Genomic DNA, 17,458 nt, shown 5'->3' on the forward strand with positions numbered 1-17,458 from the left:
TCATTCGATAATCGTGGTTGGGCGCACCGCATATTTTTCGAGTGCCGCGGGATCGATTTCCACGCCCCAGCCCGGCCCGTCCGGCAGCAGCACATGTCCGTCTTTGTAGACAAGCGGCGTTTTGAGAAGGTCGCTCTCCAGCATCACATGGCCGAAGAGTTCCATTTCGTAGCGCAGGGAAGAATGGAAGGCAGCGGCCAGATGCACTTGCCATGCTGACCCGATGCCCGAGGGCTGGTTATGAATGACGACGCCGTAGTCGTTCTGTTCGGCGAAATGAATGGCCTTGACCGCCGCCGTGACACCGCCCGGCCGCTCGCCATTGATGCCAACCGCGCCGATCCCGCCAAGCGCGTGCAGTTGATGCAGCTCCTCCAGAGAAAAACATCCCTCATGCGCCATAAGCGGCACGGACACGCGCTTTTGCACTTCGGCAAAGGCGAGAAAGTTTGCGGCTTTGCAAGGCTGCTCGATCAATTCGATACCGAAGGGCAAAATGGCCTTGATCGCGGCAACGGCATCGAAGGCGCTATAGGCTTGATTGTAATCGACGCGCAGCTTCGCCTCCGGGCCAAGCGCCTCGCGCATCGCGCGCATGATCCCGGCATCGCGGTGAATGCCCGCGCCCAGCTTGATGCGGAAGGTGCGGCAACCTTGCTCCTGCCAATGTCTGGCCAGACCCACCATGGTTTCCGTGTCGTCGAGCAGCGGGATCAATGCGGCAAGGCGCAGGCGCTGAGCCTCTGCGCCGCCCAGAAGATCGGCAACGGGGCGGCCGAGCAACCGCGCCTTGAGTTCGAAGCACGCGCTGTCGATCAGGCCCTTGGCGATTTCGTTGCGCGCGATGTTCCGCTCTAACCGGACCGCGATACGGTTGGTGTTGAAGGCGGATTCGCCTAGGACATAGGCGGCCATGTCGCTTTCGATGGACTGCACGATCTGACGCGGCGATACGCCCGATTCCGGCAGCCAGACGAACGCTTCCCCCGTGCCCGTTTTGCCCGAGCGGCTAAAAAGACGGCAAATGACGAAGTCGCCGCCAAGCCAGGGTTCCTCGGCTGCGATGGCCATTCCAAGTCCGTTTTCAGATCCCGCCATTACGGCGCGGACTTCTTCCTTGAACGGGATGGCCACTTCCGTGAGTTCCATTCGGATGATTGTATCGTCGGTCATGCGGGCCTTTCCGGTTGCGGTGCGCTCGGCGTCAGTATAATTTTTATTACCCAATCGAAAAGAATGTAATGAGCATTACAGAAGAAATTTCGAAGCGTCTGACAGAACGGGGCGCAGACCTCACGCCGACAGAGCGGCGTATCGCCCGCCTGATTGCCGAGGATCCAGAACTTGTCGCCTTCGGCACTAGCGCGAGTGTGGGGCGGGCGGCGGAAACATCCGCACCGAGCATAGTGCGGTTTTCCGTGAAACTCGGTTATGCCGGCTTCAGTGATCTGCAAATGCACATAAGGCGCGACCTTTCGCGCCGGATTTCCTCAGCCTATAAGCGCGCCCGGGAGGAAGAGGCACCGCACGACCTGCACGCATGGATCGATGTCGAGACGCTCAATGTCAGCGAGACGTTATCGGGGATTGATCCGGACGACTGGCAGCATGCCGTCGCGCTGCTGGCGGACCCATCACGGCGCGTTTTCATTTTGGCAAGCGAGCAATGGCGGGGACCGGCCATCATGCTCCGGGATTTTCTCAATCTTATACGCGGGCGTATTCATATGCTTTACGGCTCGCCCTTCCGCATTGCGAGCGAACTCGGCTATGCCGATACGCGCGATGTTCTGCTCACCATGGACGCGCAGCGCAACGAAAGCTGGGTTGTGGAAACGCATAGGAACGTCCGCGCGATGGGCTTACGCACGATCTCCCTCACAGACGGACCGCTGAATGTCATTGCACAGGAAAGCGAGTACGGTTTCGCTGTTGCCCGCGCCACATGCGGCCTTTTCGACAGCAAGACCGGCCTCATGGCGCTTATTAACTTCCTGCTCGACTCCGTCAGCCGCGAAATGGGCAAAGACGTTGTGGATAGGCTTGCCTCGATCGAAAAGACGTGGAGCGGCCGGGGAGTGTTCGACTGAGTGATAGGCGGCTTCATCTTTGAGCGGATGAAGCGCTTGGAAAACACGATGGCAAGAGAATGCCTGTCGATGGTTGATGATGTGTAGGGGATGGGTAGAAATATGAGCCGGGTTACGGTATTTCCGAAAAATCAAACCGCCGCTTCCTGGATCACGGCGAGAAAAGCTGCGCCGTATTTGGCGCGTTTGGATTCGCCGATGCCGGAGATGAGTGACAGATCGCCATTATTCTGGGGGCGCATCAGGGCCATTTCGGCGAGCGTCTTGTCGTGGAAGATGACGTAAGGCGGCACGCCTTGCTCGCGGGCAAGGGCGAGGCGGGTTTCGCGCAGTTTCTCGAAAAGCACTTGGGCCTCTTCCGGCAGCGTCATCAGCGCTTCGCGCCGCGTACCTTTTTTGCTTGTGCGCTTTTTGGGTTTGCGCAGTTCGAGCGTTTCTTTTTCTTTTAGGAATGTGCGGCCCTTCGGCGCGATGGAAAGCCCGCCATGGCCGGTCACATCGACCGTGATCAGCCCATGCGCCACAAGCTGGCGCAGGATCGAGCGCCAGCCATTGGCATCATGCTCTGTGCCGATGCCGAACGTGGAGAGCTGCTCATGACCCCATTTCGAGATGCCCTCGGTTTCTTTGCCAAGCAGCACGTTGACGACATGCGCCTGGCCGAAACGCTCGCCCGTGCGGTAAATACAAGAGAGAAGTTTCTGCGCGGCAATCGTGCCGTCGAACGTCTCGGGCGGCTCAAGGCAGGTATCGCAATTGCCGCATGGCGCGCACTCATCGGAGAAATAGCGCAATAGCGACTGGCGGCGGCACTGCGTGGTTTCAGCAAAGCCTAAAAGCGCATCGAGCTTTTGATGTTCCATGCGCTTGCGCATATCCGGCGCATCGGAATTGTCGATAAAACGCCGCCGCAGCGCCATGTCGGAGGCGCCGTAAAGCATCAAGGCTTCGCTCGGCAGCCCGTCGCGCCCCGCGCGGCCCGTTTCCTGATAATAAGCCTCGATGCTGGCGGGCAGATCGAGATGCAGAACGAAGCGCACATCCGGCTTGTCGATACCCATGCCGAAGGCAATGGTCGCCGCCATGATGACGCCGTCTTCAAGCTGGAAGCGGCGCTGGTTTTCCTCGCGCTCGCGCATGTCGAGCCCGGCATGATAGGGAAGCGCGGTGAAGCCGTTTTCCCGGAGCGTTGCGGCGACTTCCTCCGTCTTCTTTTTGGCAAGGCAATAGACGATGCCGCTCTGGCCTTTGCGGGCTCCGAGAAATTGCAGCATCTGCTGCGTGGCGCTCGTCTTTTCTGCCGCGCTGTAGCGGATATTTGGGCGGTCGAAGCCTGAGATGAAAGCGTTCTCCTCGCCGATATTGAGATGCGAGAGAATTTCCGCGCGGGTCGGCGCATCGGCGGTGGCGGTGAGCGCCAGGCGCGGCACGCCGGGAAAGGTTTCGGCGAGCGTGTCGAGTGCGCGGTATTCGGGCCGGAAATCGTGCCCCCATTGGGAAAGGCAGTGCGCTTCGTCGATGGCGATGAGCGAGAGCGGCAGGCGGCGCAGGCGCGCCAGCGTGCCGTTTCTCAGCAAGGTTTCGGGCGCCATATAAAGAAGATCGAGCGCGCCTTCTTCCGCCTCCCGCCAGAGGAGGTCTTTCTCCGCTCCTTCCAGCCGTGAATTGAGTGCTGCAGCCTTGACGCCGGCCTGATTGAGCGCGCTTACCTGATCTTCCATCAGCGCGATGAGCGGGGAGACGATGAGCCCGAGCCCCGGCCGGCAGAGCGCCGGGATCTGATAACAAAGCGATTTGCCCCCGCCCGTCGGCATCAGCACGAAGGCGTCATTGCCCGCGATCACATGATCGATGATCTCGGCCTGCCGTCCTCTGAAGGCGTCATAGCCGTATACGGTCTTGAGAATTTTGAGGGGTTCTGGGGACACGAAACTGCTTTGAAAGGAGAAACGGAATGTTCCCCCTCATAGCCGGTTTTGGCAGCGGATGCACGCCATCCGCAAAAGTTTGAATACGGGCACCGTGCGGTGATTCGCACGCTTCATGAAAACCGCGAGGCTTTACGTTCGGGCAGGCCCCACCCAGATCTGCTGGGCGTTGACGAACTCCTTGATGCCATGGGGGCCGAGCTCGCGCCCATAGCCGGATTTCTTGATGCCGCCGGAAGGAAGGCGCGGGTCGGTTTTGACGATGCCGTTGACGGAGACCTGGCCTGCTTCGATCTCGCGGGCGATCTCTTCGCCCCGCCCGCTCCCCGTCCAGACGCTGGCGGCCAGGCCGTAGGGCGTGTCATTGGCAAGTTCGAGCGCGCGTTTTTCATCCGGCGTTTTGATGAGCACGGCGACGGGGCCGAAGGTTTCTTCCTCAAAGGCGCACATGCCGGGCGTCACATCGGCAAGTAGCGTGACGGGATAAAAGAAACCGGGCCCTTCCGGCAGCTCGCCGCCGAGAAGTTGCCGTGCGCCGGCCTTCACGGTCTCTGCGACCTGGCGGTGCAGTTCCTCGCGCAGGTCGGCTCGGGCGATGGGGCCGATATCGGTGGCGGGATCGGAAGGATCGCCGACTTTCAGGGCGGCAAGCCGCTCTTTCATTTTTTCGGTAAAGGCATCATAGACGGGCTCTTCGATGATCAGCCGCTTGGCGGCGATGCAGGATTGGCCTGCATTTATGATGCGCGAGAGCGTCAGCACCTCAGCGGCTTTATCGAGATCGGCATCGGCGAGTACGATGCTGGGATCTGAGCCGCCAAGCTCAAGAACGGCTGGTTTGATTTCCGAGGCCGCAATGGCGGCAACCGCGGCTCCGCCGCGCGCCGAGCCGGTGAAAGAGACGGCGCGCACACGGGCGTCCCGGATCACCGCTTCGACGGCAGGCGTTTCGACCCGGAGCGCCTGAAAAAGGCCGGGCGGCGCGCCTGCCTCCTCGAACACATCGGCAATCGCCTTGGCGCAGGCGGGCACATGCGGGTCGTGTTTCATGAGACAGGTATTGCCCGCCATGAGCGCGGGCGCGGCAAAGCGGAAGGCAAGCCAGAAAGGCGCGTTCCAGGGCAGGATGCCGAGCACCGGGCCGAGGGGGAGATACTGCACATAAGAGCGGGTGGCATCGGAGCCGATCTCTTCGCGGGCAAGATAAGCTTCGGCGTGCTCGGCATAGTGCTCGGCGCACCAGGCCGCTTTTTCCACCTCTCCGCGCGCCTCGCGTATGGGCTTGCCCATTTCATCGGTCATGAGCGGGGCAAGCTCTTCCACCTTTTTCCGCATGAGCCCGGCCACGGCGCGCAGCAGGCCGGCCCGCTCTGTAAAGGAAGTGGTGCGCCAGATTGTGAACCGCTGCTGCGCCGCCTCAAGCGCGGTTTCGACCGCTTTCGCGCTGTCGGGCTCAAGCTCCTGGATGATTTTGCCAGTGGCCGGATTCGTGACAGTGAGCATGGATTACTCCCCGCTTTTTTGAATGTCCTTCTTTGCCGCGCGCCGGCGCGCATCCTCGATCTTGTCCACATTGGCCGCGCCGCTGCCGCTTGCTGCATTGCCTTCCGGCTTCAGCGTGAATTCCCGGTCCATGGTGAAGAAGGATTTGCAGCCATCGGCGGTGACATAAACCGTGTCGGAAATGCCGACGGTCTTGTTGCCGTCGACGCCCCAGACCCAGGGGATGAGATGGAAGGTCATGCCTTCCTTCAAAGTGGTGGAGACGCCCTGCATCAGTGAGACGATATAGCCTTCATCCCAGCTCGGCGGAAAGGCGATGCCGATGGAATAGCCGGAGCGGGTTATAAGGACGCCTTCATCGTCATTGTCGGAAATGATGTCGCGCACGATATTGTCCGCATCCGACACGGTAAGGCCCGGGCGGATGGCGCTTTCGACGCGCTGCAGCGCTTCGAGCATGCGGCTTTGTGCCCGCTCCATGGAAGGGGAAAGATCGCCCAGAACGGCGGTGCGCATCATCGCGGTGTGATAGCGCCGGTAGCAGCCGCCGACTTCCAGGAAAACATGCTCGCCGGGCTCCACCCGCCGTCCCTCCCATGTGGCATGGCCGATCATCGTGCGGGGGCCGGAGGTGACGTAAGGCATGACCGCCGGCGGCTCGCCCCCTGCCCGGAACATCGCATTGGAAATGGCCGCGCCGATTTCATTTTCCGTCACCCCGGCGGCAACGGCGTCGAGACCCGCCTGCATGCCCGCTTCCGTGGCATGGGCGGCCTTGCGCATCACCTCGATTTCGGCGGGGGACTTGCGGATGCGGCCTTCTTCCACGATGCCGAAACAGTCGAGCAGATGCCCGCCATTATAAGCGGTGCGCAGCCGGTCCTGGTGATAGGCCGGGAAGAAATAGCTGTTGCGCTCATACCCGATAGAGGCCTTGGCAAGGCCTGATTCCTTCAAACTGCCGACAAGACGCTGAATGGCATCGCCATTATCCTCATAAGGGCGTGTCTTCTCCACCCAGGTGCGGGCATAGACATTCGATTCTTCCAGATGCCGCGTCACCATGAAAGGCTCGCCGTCGAGCGGCACGATAAGTGCCTGAAAGAAGGAATAGCCCGTCGTCTGATAGTCGGTCAGATACATGATGTTTTCCGGGTCGGTGATGATCACCGCATCCAGAAGCCGTTCTTTCATCCGCTCGCGTAGCGCCGTAAGGCGGTTTTGATATTCTTCGAACGGAAAGGTCATGTCATCGCGTTCGATCATCTCATGCGGCCTCCTTGCTCACGGCGGCAAGCGCCGCTTCCAGGATGCCGAGTCCTTCATCCAAATCCTCATCCGGCGTGGTAAGTGGCGGAATGAGTTTGAGTACGCGTCCGCCCGTGCCGCAAGCGCCGATTAAAAGACCGTTCTTGAAAGCATGCGCCACGGCGGCTTTCGCCACATCACCGTTTTTTACGTCGAGCCCGTAAAGCATGCCGCGCCCGCGCACTTCCGTTCCCAGCGCTTTATGAGATTTGGCAAGGGCGGCAAGCCGGGCTGCCATTTCCTTACCCTTGCGCTTCACGTCATCGAGGAAGTCGTCCGCCTCGAAATATTTCAGTGCCTCGCGCCCGGCAACGAAGGAAAAGCCCTGGCCGCGGAAGGTGCCCGTATGCTCGCCCGGCTGCCAGTGTTTGTCGTGCTCGGGTTTGATGAGGTTCATGGCAAGCGGCGTGCCGAAACCGCCAATGCCTTTGGCAAGACAGACGATATCGGGATCGAGCCCCATATCGTCGAAACTGAAATAAGAACCGGTGCGCCCGCAGCCTGCCTGAATGTCATCGAGGATGAGAAGCGCGCCGTATTTACGGCAGAATTCCTGCAGTCCCTTCAACCATTCGGCGCTTGCCAGATTGACGCCGCCTTCCGCCTGAATGGGTTCGACGAGAACGGCTGCCGGATGCGCGTAGCCGGAGGATGAATCCGCATAACGCGCTTCAAGCTCATCAATGTCGCAGCCGAAAGGGAAGCGCGTTACATGTTCGAGCGGCACGCCGGCGGCATTGCGGAAATAGTCGTTCGCTGTGCAGGCGAGCGAGCCCAGCGTCATGCCGTGAAAGCCATGCGAGAAAGCAATGACATTGCTGCGGCCGGTGACGCGGCGGGCGAGCTTCAGCGCCGCCTCCACGGCATTGGTGCCTGTCGGCCCGGTGAACTGCATCTTATAGTCCATCTTCCGGGGCTTCAGGACCGTGTCCGCAAACGCCTTCATGAAGTCGCGTTTGACGCTGGTGGACATGTCGAGACTGTGCGCGGGCCCATCCGCTTCGATGAAATCGACGATCGCGCGTTTCATATGCGGGTTGTTGTGCCCGAAATTCAAAACCCCCGCGCCGCCGAAAAAGTCGATATAGGAGCGCCCGTCTTCATCCACCTGCCGGGCATTCGATGCGGATTTGAAAACGGTGGGGAAAGTGCGGCAATAGCCGCGTACATTCGATTCCCATTGCTCGAAAATATCCATGAGAGCCTCCTGCCATTGGGGCGCCCGCGCGCCCGGTCGCGTGTCCACACTCAAGAAACGCGCTGCCGCGCCATCGGTTCGTGCGGCAGGCCGTTCCTGTTCGGCCCTGACACTTAAGCTCGCGTCAGGGAAGCGGCGCGCCGGCAAGGCGCGCGTAGAGCCGTGTGACAATAGGAATAAGGCTATCGTTAAAATCGTAGCGCGGGCTGTGACAGGGTATATTGTGCCCCTTGCCGTCATCCGCGCCGATCAGCGCGAAAGCGCCCGGTATCTCTTTAAGGTAATAACTGAAATCTTCCGACGCCATGATGGGCGTGGGGGTATTTGCTGTTTGCCAATCCGCACCAAGCTCGGCGTGAAGCGCCGCGCGCATCAGCGCGGCTTCCGAGGCGTGATTGACCGTTGCGTCATAGCGCGGCTGAAGTCTCACCTCGGCTGAGACACCGTATGCTGCGGCGGTGTTCACCGCTACATCTTCGATCAGCGCGTTGATGATTTCCCGATCCTCGCTTTGCGCAAGACGAATGCTGCCGCCCATTTTCGCGGTGTCGGGAATGACGGTGGGCCCGCTCGGCGCTTCGATGGAGGTCAGGCTCACCACGGCGGCGTGCTGCGGGGCAAGGCGGCGGGCGACGATCTGCTGCAGGGCAAGCGTGATGGCGGAGGCGGCCAGCACCGGGTCGCGGCAGGCTTCGGGCTGGCTGGCATGGCCGCCCTGGCCTTTTAAGAAAATCTCGAACGTGCCATTGCCCGCCATCACCGCGCCGTCCGGGCAGAGCGCCTGGCCGAAGGGGATGGCCGGCCAATTGTGCCAGCCATAAATCGCATCGATGCCTTTGAGCGCGCCATCCTCGATCATTTTCTTGGCGCCGTGGCCGCCTTCTTCGGCCGGCTGAAAGAGAAGGGTGACGGGGCCGGGCAATTGTTCTTCATGCTGTTTGAGCCAGAAGGCGGCAGCCATCAAAGTGGCCGTGTGCCCGTCATGGCCGCAGGCATGCATGCAGCCCGGATTGGCGGAACTCCATTGCCGCCCGCTTGCCTCGGTAATGGGCAAGGCATCGAGATCGGCCCGCAGCGCGATGTGCCTCCCGGCGGCACCGGGGGCAAGCGTTGCAAGCGTGCCGGTGCCTGCGCAGGCGCGCCAGGTGAGACTGGCGCTGTTGAGGCCCGCGCGCACGGCAGCGGCGGTCTCTTCTTCCTGCCAGGTAAGTTCGGGATGTGTGTGAAGCGCGCGCCGGAAAGTGGTGGTGGCATCCATCAAGGCTGCCCAGTCCCGACCAGCTTTTGCAAACGGAGCATGCGCTAGCGTCACCGACATAAATATGAGAGTAGCGCATTAACGGGTCCGCGCAATGAATTATCGCACTTGTAAAGAATGACGGCTCGCGCCGCTTCTTGCCGGATTGCGAGCGCGCTTCATCTCCTTGCAGGTTTGGCGCCCCGCTGCGGTGCAGCCTTGCGCAGTTCGTCTTTAATGATTGCCGTCAATGCGTCCGCAAAAGCTCTGATATGCGGCTGCTTCAGCGCATCGATATGGGCGGTGAGATAAACACTCACGGGCTTTGGCTGGAAATTGGGCAGGATGCGGCTCAAACCGGCAGCGGCCATGCCGGGTAGCGGCGCAATGCCAAGGCCGGCGCGCACGCTTTCCAGCATGGCGGTGAACGTGTTGACGCTCAGGGCAAAGCGCGTGATCCCGGCCTGTGCAAGCCAGAGCATTTGATCGGCGCCGCTCATGGCCGGTGAAAAGCCGATCATCCGGTGACCGGCAAGCTCGCCGATCTGCGTAGGCGTGCCGTGCCGCTTCAAATAAGAAGGGGCGGCATAGAGCCCGAAATCGAAATTGCCGAGCTTGCGGTAGACAAGCGGGGCTTCGCCGCCATGAACGGTTCTGATCGCGAGGTCGTATTCCCGGTGGGCGAGATCACCCAATCTGTTCTCCGCATGCATCTCGACGGTAACGCCGGGATGTGCGGCCGAGAACTCGGCAAGCGCCGTGGCTCCTGCCGCCACAAACCCGTCTCCAAGCGTCAACCTGATCTTTCCGGAAAGACTGGCGCCTTGAGAGGGCAGATCACGCAAAGCCGCGCCGAGCTGATGTTCGAGCTTGCCCGCCGCTTCAACCAGCCGGGCGCCGGCCTCGGTGAGCCGCGTGCCTTCCGCGCCTCTTTCCACCAGAACCGTGCCGAGCGCGCGCTCCATCTGCGTGATGCGGCGGGAGACGGTGGAGGTGGAAAGCCCCGCCGCCCGGCCGGCGGCAAGGAAGCTGCCGGAACGGGCCACGGCAAGGAGAAGCGGTAAATCCGCCCAGGGAAGATTTTCACTCATAGAAAGCAGATTTGCATTTCCTTACCTTCCACGCAAAGCCAATTCTCCCAATATCGGCTGCACCGCCTGTGAAGCGGGCGATTGTTGGAAAGAGGAGCAGCACGATGGACGTGAAAAACTATGCAAAAGCGGCGCAGACGGCTTTTAACGCGCGGGACCTCGATGCGCTGGCGGCGCTCTGGGCCGAAGACATGACGTATCTTGGCCCGGATGGGGAAATGGTGACCGGCAAAGACCATTCCGTCGAGCGGGAAAAGGCGCTCTGGGCAGGCGTGCCGGATATTCAGGTGGAGCTGACCTGTTTTGCTGCCGATGGCGAGAACGGCGTGTTGCAGGGCCGCATGACGGGCACACATACGGGCACGCTTTCCACAGCCGATGGCACCTTCCCGCCGTCGGGCCGCCCGCTCTCTATCGAGTTTGTCGCACTCTTCACTTTCAAGGACGGGCTCGCCGCGAGCGAGCGTGTTTATTACGACCGCGTGCAGCTTGCCGCCCAGCTCGGAGCGGCGTGATATGAGCGGGCAGGAAGTGGACAAAGAAGTGCCCGCGCGCCGGACCGCCTTTGTGACGGGGGGAACGGGGCTGCTGGGTAATAACCTCGTCCGGGAGTTGCTGGGACGGGGCTATGAGGTGCGGGCGCTGGTGCGCTCTCCCGAAAAAGCCGCGCGCCTTCTGCCCGCTGCGGAAGCGTTGAGTACGGTGAAAGGGGATATGGACGATGTCGCGGGCTTTGCGGCGGCGCTTGAAGGCGCAGATATCGTTTTTCATACCGCCGCTTACTTTCGCGACAGCCTGACGGGCGGCAAACATTGGCCGGCGCTGAAACGCATCAACGTGGAAGGCACGAAAGCGCTTCTGGAAGCAGCTCATGCGGCGGGGGTGCCACGCTTTCTTCATGTCAGCAGCATCGGCACGCTTGAAGACTTTGCGCCGGGCGGGTGCGCCGTCACCGAGACCATGCAGCGCGATCCGGCGGTCACGAAGAACGACTATTACCGCAGCAAGGTGCTGGCGGACCGTGAGGTGGAAAAGGCACTCGCCAAATGGCCGGATTTTTGGGCAGCCTTTATTCTACCGGGTTTCATGCATGGGCCGGGTGACGCGGGCCCGACGGCGGCGGCGCAAACGATCCTCGATTTTGCAAACGGGGATCTACCCGGCGCGGTGGATGCGCATTTTTCTTATGTCGATGCGAGAGATGTCGCCTTTGCCTGTGTGCAGGCGGGGGAAGGCGCGGCGCGGGGCGACCGCTTTCTGGTGGCGGGCAAGCGCGCGCATTTACGCGAATAACTTCAGCTCCTTGAAAAGATCACCGGCAAAAAAGCGCCCGCGCGGCGCATTCCCACCCGCCTTGTCGCGGTGCTTGCTGGGGTGAACGAAATCTGGTCACGCCTATCCGGCAAGCCCGCACTGATTTCCTGGTCGATCTACCGCACCATTCGCGATGAAGGTCCTCATGCCCGCTTCGACAGCGCCCGCGCCCAGCACTATCTCGGCGTCACCTTCCGCCCGCTCGAAGAGACGCTGGCTGATACGGTGACCTGGCTGAAGCAGGCCGGAATGATGAGTTAGGTAAGAGCTAAAAAACACGAGCCCCGGCCATGCCGGGGCTCGCTTTGCTTCGGGGCGCTCTTAAAGGTCTTCGACGCGGGCGGCGCGGATGCCGGGCCATTTGGCGTAGGCGCCGACGATGACTTCTTCCTTGTTTTCGAGATATTTCTCAAAAATCGCCTTGTTGACGAAGAGATAGAGCTTGCCGTCCACGATGTCGGCATAGCGCACATCACCGTCGAGTTTCTTGCCGACATAAATGCCGAAGGCGCAAAACCCGCCGAACTGGGGAAGATACGCTTCAGGGGCCGCATTGAAGCGCTGCTGCGCCTCGCTGGAGGCCAAGTAATAATCGACGCCGTCATGCTGTGAGGTATAGGCGGCATCACCGGTCTGTGGTTCGCTGCCGCCGAACATGGAGACGGGATCGACGCCGTGCATGCCGAGCGGCTGGCCGGCGAGAGTGACGCCGTTGACGACATTATATTCGTCCGCTGCAAAAGCCGGGGAAGAAAGGGCGACGGTGACGGCGGAAACGAGGAGGGAGAGGAAGAGCTTCTTTTTCATAAGAATTATCCTTTGAAGAGGGGAGAGGGGACGCAACAAATGGAAGGGGGTCAGGCGGAGCGGGCGATCCGTTCGACGGCGTCATCCGTCCACCAGAGCCCGTTCGCGACCATGCGGAAATTGATGATGGCGGCGAGGTAACCGTCGCCTTCGGGCACCTTCGCGCCTGCCGTCGCATCGCGCACGACGGCGACTTCAAAGCCGAGCTCGAGCAGCTCATAAAGATGCGCCTGCGTGCACAGGTTCGCCGACATGCCCGCGAGAATGACCTTGTCGATGCCGCGTTTGCGCAGCTGCAGGTTCAAATCGTTCTGCGCGGGGCTATAGACTTTGTGAGGCGAGCAGATAATCGTCTCGCCGTCCTCGATATATTTCTTGTATTGCGGCATCCAGTCGGCGCCGGACCCGTCGAAGCCTTCGAGCGACAAAGGACCCGGCCGGTCGAACATGCCGATCGAATGCATGGTTTTTTCCAGCGTGCCTTCGAACTGCCACTTGTGATCATGCGGATAGTAATAGTGGGGGGAAATGAAGACCGGCATCTTGGCCGCTTTGGCCGCGATGAAAAGCCGCTCGATATTGTCCACCGTGCCTTGCTCGGTGACGCTTTCGCCGACAACGCCCCAGGTCACGCCTTTTTCGGAAAGAAAATCCACCTGCGGGTCGGTGACGACAAGGGCCGTGCGGCCTTTTTCGATCTCCATATCGACTTGCGGCAGGCCGGGCTTTTCGGGATCGGCATATTTCGCGCGCGCTTCATCGGAGGCGGCAAGGGCAGCGCCGCCAGCAAGGCCCGCGGTCCCGGCCGCCACTACGCCGGCCGCGCCGGCAAGGAGCCGCCGGCGGGCCTTGTCCACTTGCTCGTGGCTCGTGCCACAGGTGCAATCATCTTCATCGTCGTAAAAATGTTCCATGGGTCCAATCCTTTGTTTGGGGTGTCGCGCGGCTCCCCGCGCGGGCGAAGGCGGCGATATGTGCGCCGCTCATCTCGTTGGTTTAGGCGTGGAAAGGGTGCGGTCTTGCAGGCGCTTTGGGCGTGCCAAGGGTTGGCAGCCAGATGGTGAGCACCGCGCCTTTGCCGTCCGCGCGGTTATGCGCGTTGAGGCGCCCGCCATGACGCTCGATGATGAGCCGGGTGATCCAGAGGCCGAGGCCATGGGAGGGCATGCCCGTCCCGGCGCACGGCGCAAGAGAGGTGAAAGGCCGGAAGGCGCGGGCGAGATCGGTGGCCGTAAAGCCCGATCCTTCATCGGCGATGCGGATATAAAGACCGCCATCTTCCGCAGGTTCCATCTCGCAGCGCACCGTGCCGCCGTCGCGCGTGTGCTTGACGGCATTCGAGAGCAGATTGTCGAAAGCTTCGAAGAGCAGTTCCTGATCGCCGGAAACCGGCAAGGCCTCACTTGCATGGCAGTCAAAGCCTATGGCGCGGCGACGGGCGAGCGGCTGATTGACGGCGACGGCAAGTTCCAGCACGGGTAGAAGCTGGAATGTGCTGCGATTGCAGGAAAGCGGATCGCGCCCGTGCCGTGCCCGCTGTAAAAGCGCGCCAAGCAGCTTGTTGAGCTGTTGAAGGGTTGCGTCCGCGCGCCGGGCATCGCGGGCAATGCGGGGCTGTGCCTCACCCGCCGCGCTTTCGGCAATATCTTCGATCAGGACCGCAAGATTGGCGAGCGGTCCGCGCAGATCGTGCGCGACGATGGAAAGAGCATGGGTGTAAGCGTCCGGGCCGTTCTCGCCTTCAAGCCCTGCTGCCCCCGCGGGCGCTGCATGAGCGGCCGAATAGGCGCCGCCCGGATTTTCCATATAAAGTAAGTCGATCATCATCTATCCCCAATCTTGTCATTCAGGAGGAGGGGCTAAGTGCCATTCCTCCGTAAGCCGATGATCAAGTAATAAGGGAGAGAGGATTTTTGGTATCGGCCCGCTCTGCCAAAGCTTTGGCAGAACCTGCCATCGCTATGAGGGTAGCGGTTCAGACGTGCACTGCCTGCTCGCGGAACTGCGCCGGCGGCTGGCCGACCCAGCGTTTGAAGGCGCGTGTGAAGGTGCTCTGTTCGGAAAAGCCGGTCAGGAAAGCGATTTCCGCGATGGTACAATCGCTTTGGGAAAGAAGCTCCTGGGCAAGCGCTGTCTGCGCTTCCCGCAAAACATCGCGGTAGGTCAGCCCTTCGTCGGCAAGGCGGCGGTAGAACGTGCGCTCGCTCATCCCCATAGCGCGGGCGATGCTGCCTGCTTGAGGCAGGCCATTGCTGAAAGCGCGGGACAGGCGCAGCAGCAGTGCTTCCTTGAAAGACGCTTCCGTGCAGAGCTTGGCCATTTCCGTGTCGAGATGAGCGGTCAGAAAATCGCAAACCGCGCTGTCGCCAAGCTGGTTCGGTAAATCCAGAACGTGCCGCTGCAGCAGGATCGCATCGCGCGCCTGGCCGAAATGAACGGGGCAGTCGAAAAGCGCGGCATAACGGCCTGGCTCCCCGCGGCAGGCATGGCGGAAGGAAACGGAGGCAAGGCGCAGCGCCGGGCCGGTGAAGCGGCGCATATTGGCGGCGAAGCCTGCCAGCGCGCATTCCGTGCGCAGCTGCAATGCAGGATGCGGTGCTGCCCGGTTTTCGATGGAAAAGACGGCAAGGGCGCCGCTTTCATCCAGCCGGTAAAGCGCCGTGTCGGTGATGAGCTTGTAATAACGGGCGATGCGCCGGAGAGATTCGCGCAGGCTCGGCGCGGTTTTTATCGCAAGGCCGAGCACGCCGAGATCCTCCGGCACGACCGTTTGCGCATAGGCGGCAATGAGCGCGGCCTCATCGGGATGGGTTTTCCGGATCCAGTCAATGAGGCCGAGATGGTCCTCTTCGCTCAGCCGCTCGCCCTCCAGGAGGGGCAGGCGGCGGACGATTTCGCCCGCTGAAAGAAGATCGCCCTCCGCCGTCATTTCGTAGCCTGCCGCGCGGGCCATGGCGCGGGCAAAGGCTGCCGTCACGCTCGTCATGAGAGGGGGCTCCGGATTTTGTTCCGGGGGAAAGCAGGTGGCATGGCATCGCTCCTCTTGGGGAGGGGGCGCCCCGGCCGGTCTTGGGGGAGAGAGGCGGGGTTTGGCCGGGGCGCCGGGGGGTACGTGTCAGGCGGGCCTGAAATCTGTCTTGCTTGGTCTCGTCATTGCCAGCGTTGATCTTATGTAAAGACAGGTCTGTCTATATGTCAAGCGGGAAAATAGCGAAATGCGGAGAAATTAATTTTCGATCCGCTTGAAACAGGCAGTTCATGCCTATAATAACATACAGAACTGTCTGATTAGGAGTGCCCCATGCAATCGCGCCGCGACCACCTTATCGATACTGCCTTGCGGCTTTTTTATACGGGCGGCTTCACCGCGACGGGCATCGATAAAATCCTGGCCGAGGCGGGCGTCGCCAAGATGACGCTTTATAAGCATTTCCGCTCGAAGGACGATCTCATCCTGGCGGTGCTGCAGCGGCGCGACGAACAGTTCCGCGGCTGGCTGACAGGGGAGATGGAAAAAGCTTCCAAGGATCCGGAAGAACGCCTCCTTGCCATGTTCGATGCGCTTGGAGCCTGGTTCGCAGGGCGCGCCTTCAAAGGGCTCGGCTTTTCCGGCTGCGCTTTCATCAATGCCTCGAGTGAGTTTGCCGAGCAGAGCCATCCCGCGCACCGCGCCGCCGCCGAACATAAATTGCGCATCGTGGAATATCTGGAGCGCCTGTGCGCGCAGGCCGGAGCGAAAGAGCCCGGTGCGCTCGCCGAGCAGCTTGCGCTGCTCAAAGAAGGGGCGATCGCAACTGCTCATGTGCGCGGCATGCCGGAGGCGGCGAGCCTCGCAAAAGACATGGCAAGGAACCTCATCGCCGCGGCGACCGCGCGCTGATCTTTTCGTTTCACCTGCTTGTCCGGCTTCGCGTTCTTCGCCATGCTTGAAGGGAATTTCAATGCGCAAGGCGGAACCTTATGAAAGCCATGATGCTGGAAGAAGCGGGCGGGCCCCTTATCCTCCGCGAGCGGGAAGACCCGCTGCCTGGGCCCGGCGAGCTGCGCCTTCAAGTGGAAGCCTGCGCCGTTTGCCGCACCGATCTTCATGTGGTGGACGGTGATCTGAAAGAGCCGAAACTGCCGCTCATTCCCGGCCATGAAATTGTCGGGCGCATCGACAAGGTGGGAGAAGGCGTCAGCGCCGAGCGGCTGGGCAGGCGCGCCGGCGTGCCCTGGCTCGGGCATACATGCGGCAGCTGCTTTTACTGCCGGGGCGAGAGAGAAAATCTCTGCGACCGCCCGCTTTTTACCGGCTATACGCGCGATGGCGGCTTTGCCACCCATGTCATTGCCGATGCGGACTTCACCTTCGATCTCGATGAGGGCGGGGATGCCGCTTCCCTTGCGCCGCTTTTATGCGCGGGGCTCATCGGCTGGCGCTCGCTGAAAAAAGCGGGCGAGGGAAACCGGCTCGGGCTTTACGGCTTCGGTGCCGCCGCGCATATCATCGCGCAAGTCTGCCTCTGGCAGGGGCGGGAGGTTTATGCCTTCACCCGGCCGGGCGATGAAGAGGCCCAGCGCTTCGCCCGCTCCCTCGGCGCGCAGTGGGCGGGCGGTTCGGACGAGCCGCCGCCCGTGCCGCTCGATGCGGCGATCATCTTCGCCCCCGTCGGCGCGCTCGTGCCGGCCGCGCTTAAAGCCGTGCGCAAAGGCGGGCGCGTTGTCTGCGGCGGTATTCATATGAGTGACATCCCCGCCATGCCTTACGCGCTTTTATGGGAGGAGCGCGAACTTCTCTCCGTCGCCAATCTCACCCGCATGGATGCGCAAGAATTCTTCCCCGCAGCGCGCAAAGCCCGCGTCGTCACTCACACAAAACGCTACGCCCTTGAAGATGCCAACACCGCACTCGCCGACCTCAGGGAAGGCCACCTCAGCGGCGCTGCGGTGCTTGTGCCCGGGGAGGCGCCGAAAGAACGCAAGGAATAAGCCTTGCCCCG

The 17,458-nt window shown here is 61.4% G+C and carries 17 protein-coding genes; 6 read left to right on the forward strand and 11 right to left on the reverse strand.

Annotation, left to right across the window (positions count from 1 at the left end; all coding sequences use genetic code 11):
- Positions 1–1,173 (reverse strand): mandelate racemase/muconate lactonizing enzyme family protein, encoded by a 1,173-nt coding sequence (locus ACOQOT_RS01205; RefSeq protein ID WP_420560568.1) that lies wholly within the window; start codon positions 1,171–1,173, stop codon positions 1–3.
- 68 nt (positions 1,174–1,241) lie between these two features.
- Here ACOQOT_RS01205 and ACOQOT_RS01210 point away from each other — a divergent pair, with 68 nt between their 5' ends.
- The gene (locus tag ACOQOT_RS01210; protein WP_420560569.1) at positions 1,242–2,090 is read left to right on the forward strand and encodes a MurR/RpiR family transcriptional regulator; all 849 of its coding nucleotides are present in this window, start codon (positions 1,242–1,244) and stop codon (positions 2,088–2,090) included.
- A 131-nt stretch (positions 2,091–2,221) separates the two neighbouring features.
- On the opposite strand, the gene recQ is transcribed toward ACOQOT_RS01210, so the two are convergent.
- The 6 genes from recQ to ACOQOT_RS01240 form a co-directional block, all read right to left on the reverse strand.
- Positions 2,222–4,018, reverse strand: a complete 1,797-nt coding sequence (gene recQ / locus ACOQOT_RS01215) for a DNA helicase RecQ (protein WP_420560570.1) — start codon at positions 4,016–4,018, stop codon at positions 2,222–2,224.
- Between the two features lie 132 nt (positions 4,019–4,150).
- Positions 4,151–5,521, reverse strand: a complete 1,371-nt coding sequence (locus ACOQOT_RS01220; protein WP_420560571.1) for an NAD-dependent succinate-semialdehyde dehydrogenase — start codon at positions 5,519–5,521, stop codon at positions 4,151–4,153.
- A gap of 3 nt (positions 5,522–5,524) precedes the next feature.
- Positions 5,525–6,787 carry an ectoine hydrolase gene (doeA, locus tag ACOQOT_RS01225; RefSeq protein WP_420560572.1) on the reverse strand — a complete coding sequence of 421 codons (1,263 nt, stop codon included), beginning with the start codon at positions 6,785–6,787 and terminating at the stop codon, positions 5,525–5,527.
- 1 nt (position 6,788) lies between these two features.
- On the reverse strand, positions 6,789–8,027 hold the full coding sequence (locus ACOQOT_RS01230) for an aspartate aminotransferase family protein (protein WP_420560573.1): 1,239 nt from the start codon (positions 8,025–8,027) through the stop codon (positions 6,789–6,791).
- 124 nt (positions 8,028–8,151) lie between these two features.
- Positions 8,152–9,285 (reverse strand): N(2)-acetyl-L-2,4-diaminobutanoate deacetylase DoeB2, encoded by a 1,134-nt coding sequence (doeB2, locus tag ACOQOT_RS01235; protein ID WP_420560574.1) that lies wholly within the window; start codon positions 9,283–9,285, stop codon positions 8,152–8,154.
- 158 nt (positions 9,286–9,443) lie between these two features.
- Positions 9,444–10,355 carry a LysR family transcriptional regulator gene (locus ACOQOT_RS01240; RefSeq protein WP_420560575.1) on the reverse strand — a complete coding sequence of 304 codons (912 nt, stop codon included), beginning with the start codon at positions 10,353–10,355 and terminating at the stop codon, positions 9,444–9,446.
- Between the two features lie 104 nt (positions 10,356–10,459).
- Between ACOQOT_RS01240 and ACOQOT_RS01245 the strand changes: the two genes are divergently transcribed.
- The 3 genes from ACOQOT_RS01245 to ACOQOT_RS01255 all read left to right on the forward strand — a co-directional run bounded on the left by ACOQOT_RS01245 (position 10,460) and on the right by ACOQOT_RS01255 (position 11,930).
- Entirely contained in the window at positions 10,460–10,870 is a 411-nt protein-coding gene (locus tag ACOQOT_RS01245) for an ester cyclase (protein ID WP_420560576.1), read from the forward strand.
- 1 nt (position 10,871) lies between these two features.
- Entirely contained in the window at positions 10,872–11,648 is a 777-nt protein-coding gene (locus tag ACOQOT_RS01250) for an NAD-dependent epimerase/dehydratase family protein (RefSeq protein ID WP_420560577.1), read from the forward strand.
- 81 nt (positions 11,649–11,729) lie between these two features.
- A complete protein-coding gene (locus ACOQOT_RS01255) occupies positions 11,730–11,930 on the forward strand; it encodes a hypothetical protein (protein WP_420560578.1) in 201 nt (66 codons plus the stop codon).
- Positions 11,931–11,990: 60 nt separating this feature from the next.
- Here ACOQOT_RS01255 and ACOQOT_RS01260 read toward each other — a convergent pair whose 3' ends face one another.
- From ACOQOT_RS01260 to ACOQOT_RS01275, 4 genes are all read right to left on the reverse strand, one after another.
- Positions 11,991–12,476: a YHS domain-containing (seleno)protein gene (locus ACOQOT_RS01260; RefSeq protein ID WP_420560579.1), complete on the reverse strand. Its 486-nt coding sequence runs from the start codon at positions 12,474–12,476 to the stop codon at positions 11,991–11,993.
- Positions 12,477–12,526: 50 nt separating this feature from the next.
- The gene (locus ACOQOT_RS01265) at positions 12,527–13,390 is read right to left on the reverse strand and encodes a cysteine hydrolase (protein WP_420560580.1); all 864 of its coding nucleotides are present in this window, start codon (positions 13,388–13,390) and stop codon (positions 12,527–12,529) included.
- A gap of 82 nt (positions 13,391–13,472) precedes the next feature.
- Positions 13,473–14,303 (reverse strand): sensor histidine kinase, encoded by an 831-nt coding sequence (locus ACOQOT_RS01270; protein ID WP_420560581.1) that lies wholly within the window; start codon positions 14,301–14,303, stop codon positions 13,473–13,475.
- Positions 14,304–14,451: 148 nt separating this feature from the next.
- Positions 14,452–15,462 (reverse strand): AraC family transcriptional regulator ligand-binding domain-containing protein, encoded by a 1,011-nt coding sequence (locus ACOQOT_RS01275; RefSeq protein ID WP_420560582.1) that lies wholly within the window; start codon positions 15,460–15,462, stop codon positions 14,452–14,454.
- Positions 15,463–15,777: 315 nt separating this feature from the next.
- On the opposite strand from ACOQOT_RS01275, the gene ACOQOT_RS01280 reads away from it, so the two are divergent.
- Complete coding sequence (locus ACOQOT_RS01280; protein ID WP_420560583.1) at positions 15,778–16,356, forward strand: TetR/AcrR family transcriptional regulator; 579 nt, start codon at positions 15,778–15,780, stop codon at positions 16,354–16,356.
- Between the two features lie 80 nt (positions 16,357–16,436).
- Positions 16,437–17,447 carry a zinc-dependent alcohol dehydrogenase family protein gene (locus ACOQOT_RS01285; RefSeq protein WP_420560584.1) on the forward strand — a complete coding sequence of 337 codons (1,011 nt, stop codon included), beginning with the start codon at positions 16,437–16,439 and terminating at the stop codon, positions 17,445–17,447.
- Positions 17,448–17,458 lie beyond the last annotated feature (11 nt).

It is taken from the genome of Tepidicaulis sp., assembly GCF_965222285.1.
Classification (GTDB): domain Bacteria; phylum Pseudomonadota; class Alphaproteobacteria; order Parvibaculales; family Parvibaculaceae; genus Tepidicaulis.

Bases quoted from the DNA above. Each gene is read 5' to 3' on its own strand.
- ACOQOT_RS01205 (WP_420560568.1), bottom strand. From the start codon at position 1,173: ATGACCGACGATACAATCATCCGAATGGAACTCACGGAAGTGGCCATC.
- ACOQOT_RS01210 (WP_420560569.1), top strand. From the start codon at position 1,242: ATGAGCATTACAGAAGAAATTTCGAAGCGTCTGACAGAACGGGGCGCA.
- ACOQOT_RS01220 (WP_420560571.1), bottom strand. From the start codon at position 5,521: ATGCTCACTGTCACGAATCCGGCCACTGGCAAAATCATCCAGGAGCTT.
- doeA (WP_420560572.1), bottom strand. From the start codon at position 6,787: ATGATCGAACGCGATGACATGACCTTTCCGTTCGAAGAATATCAAAAC.
- ACOQOT_RS01230 (WP_420560573.1), bottom strand. From the start codon at position 8,027: ATGGATATTTTCGAGCAATGGGAATCGAATGTACGCGGCTATTGCCGC.
- doeB2 (WP_420560574.1), bottom strand. From the start codon at position 9,285: ATGGATGCCACCACCACTTTCCGGCGCGCGCTTCACACACATCCCGAA.
- ACOQOT_RS01240 (WP_420560575.1), bottom strand. From the start codon at position 10,355: ATGAGTGAAAATCTTCCCTGGGCGGATTTACCGCTTCTCCTTGCCGTG.
- ACOQOT_RS01245 (WP_420560576.1), top strand. From the start codon at position 10,460: ATGGACGTGAAAAACTATGCAAAAGCGGCGCAGACGGCTTTTAACGCG.
- ACOQOT_RS01250 (WP_420560577.1), top strand. From the start codon at position 10,872: ATGAGCGGGCAGGAAGTGGACAAAGAAGTGCCCGCGCGCCGGACCGCC.
- ACOQOT_RS01260 (WP_420560579.1), bottom strand. From the start codon at position 12,476: ATGAAAAAGAAGCTCTTCCTCTCCCTCCTCGTTTCCGCCGTCACCGTC.
- ACOQOT_RS01265 (WP_420560580.1), bottom strand. From the start codon at position 13,390: ATGGAACATTTTTACGACGATGAAGATGATTGCACCTGTGGCACGAGC.
- ACOQOT_RS01270 (WP_420560581.1), bottom strand. From the start codon at position 14,303: ATGATGATCGACTTACTTTATATGGAAAATCCGGGCGGCGCCTATTCG.
- ACOQOT_RS01275 (WP_420560582.1), bottom strand. From the start codon at position 15,462: ATGACGAGCGTGACGGCAGCCTTTGCCCGCGCCATGGCCCGCGCGGCA.
- ACOQOT_RS01280 (WP_420560583.1), top strand. From the start codon at position 15,778: ATGCAATCGCGCCGCGACCACCTTATCGATACTGCCTTGCGGCTTTTT.
- ACOQOT_RS01285 (WP_420560584.1), top strand. From the start codon at position 16,437: ATGAAAGCCATGATGCTGGAAGAAGCGGGCGGGCCCCTTATCCTCCGC.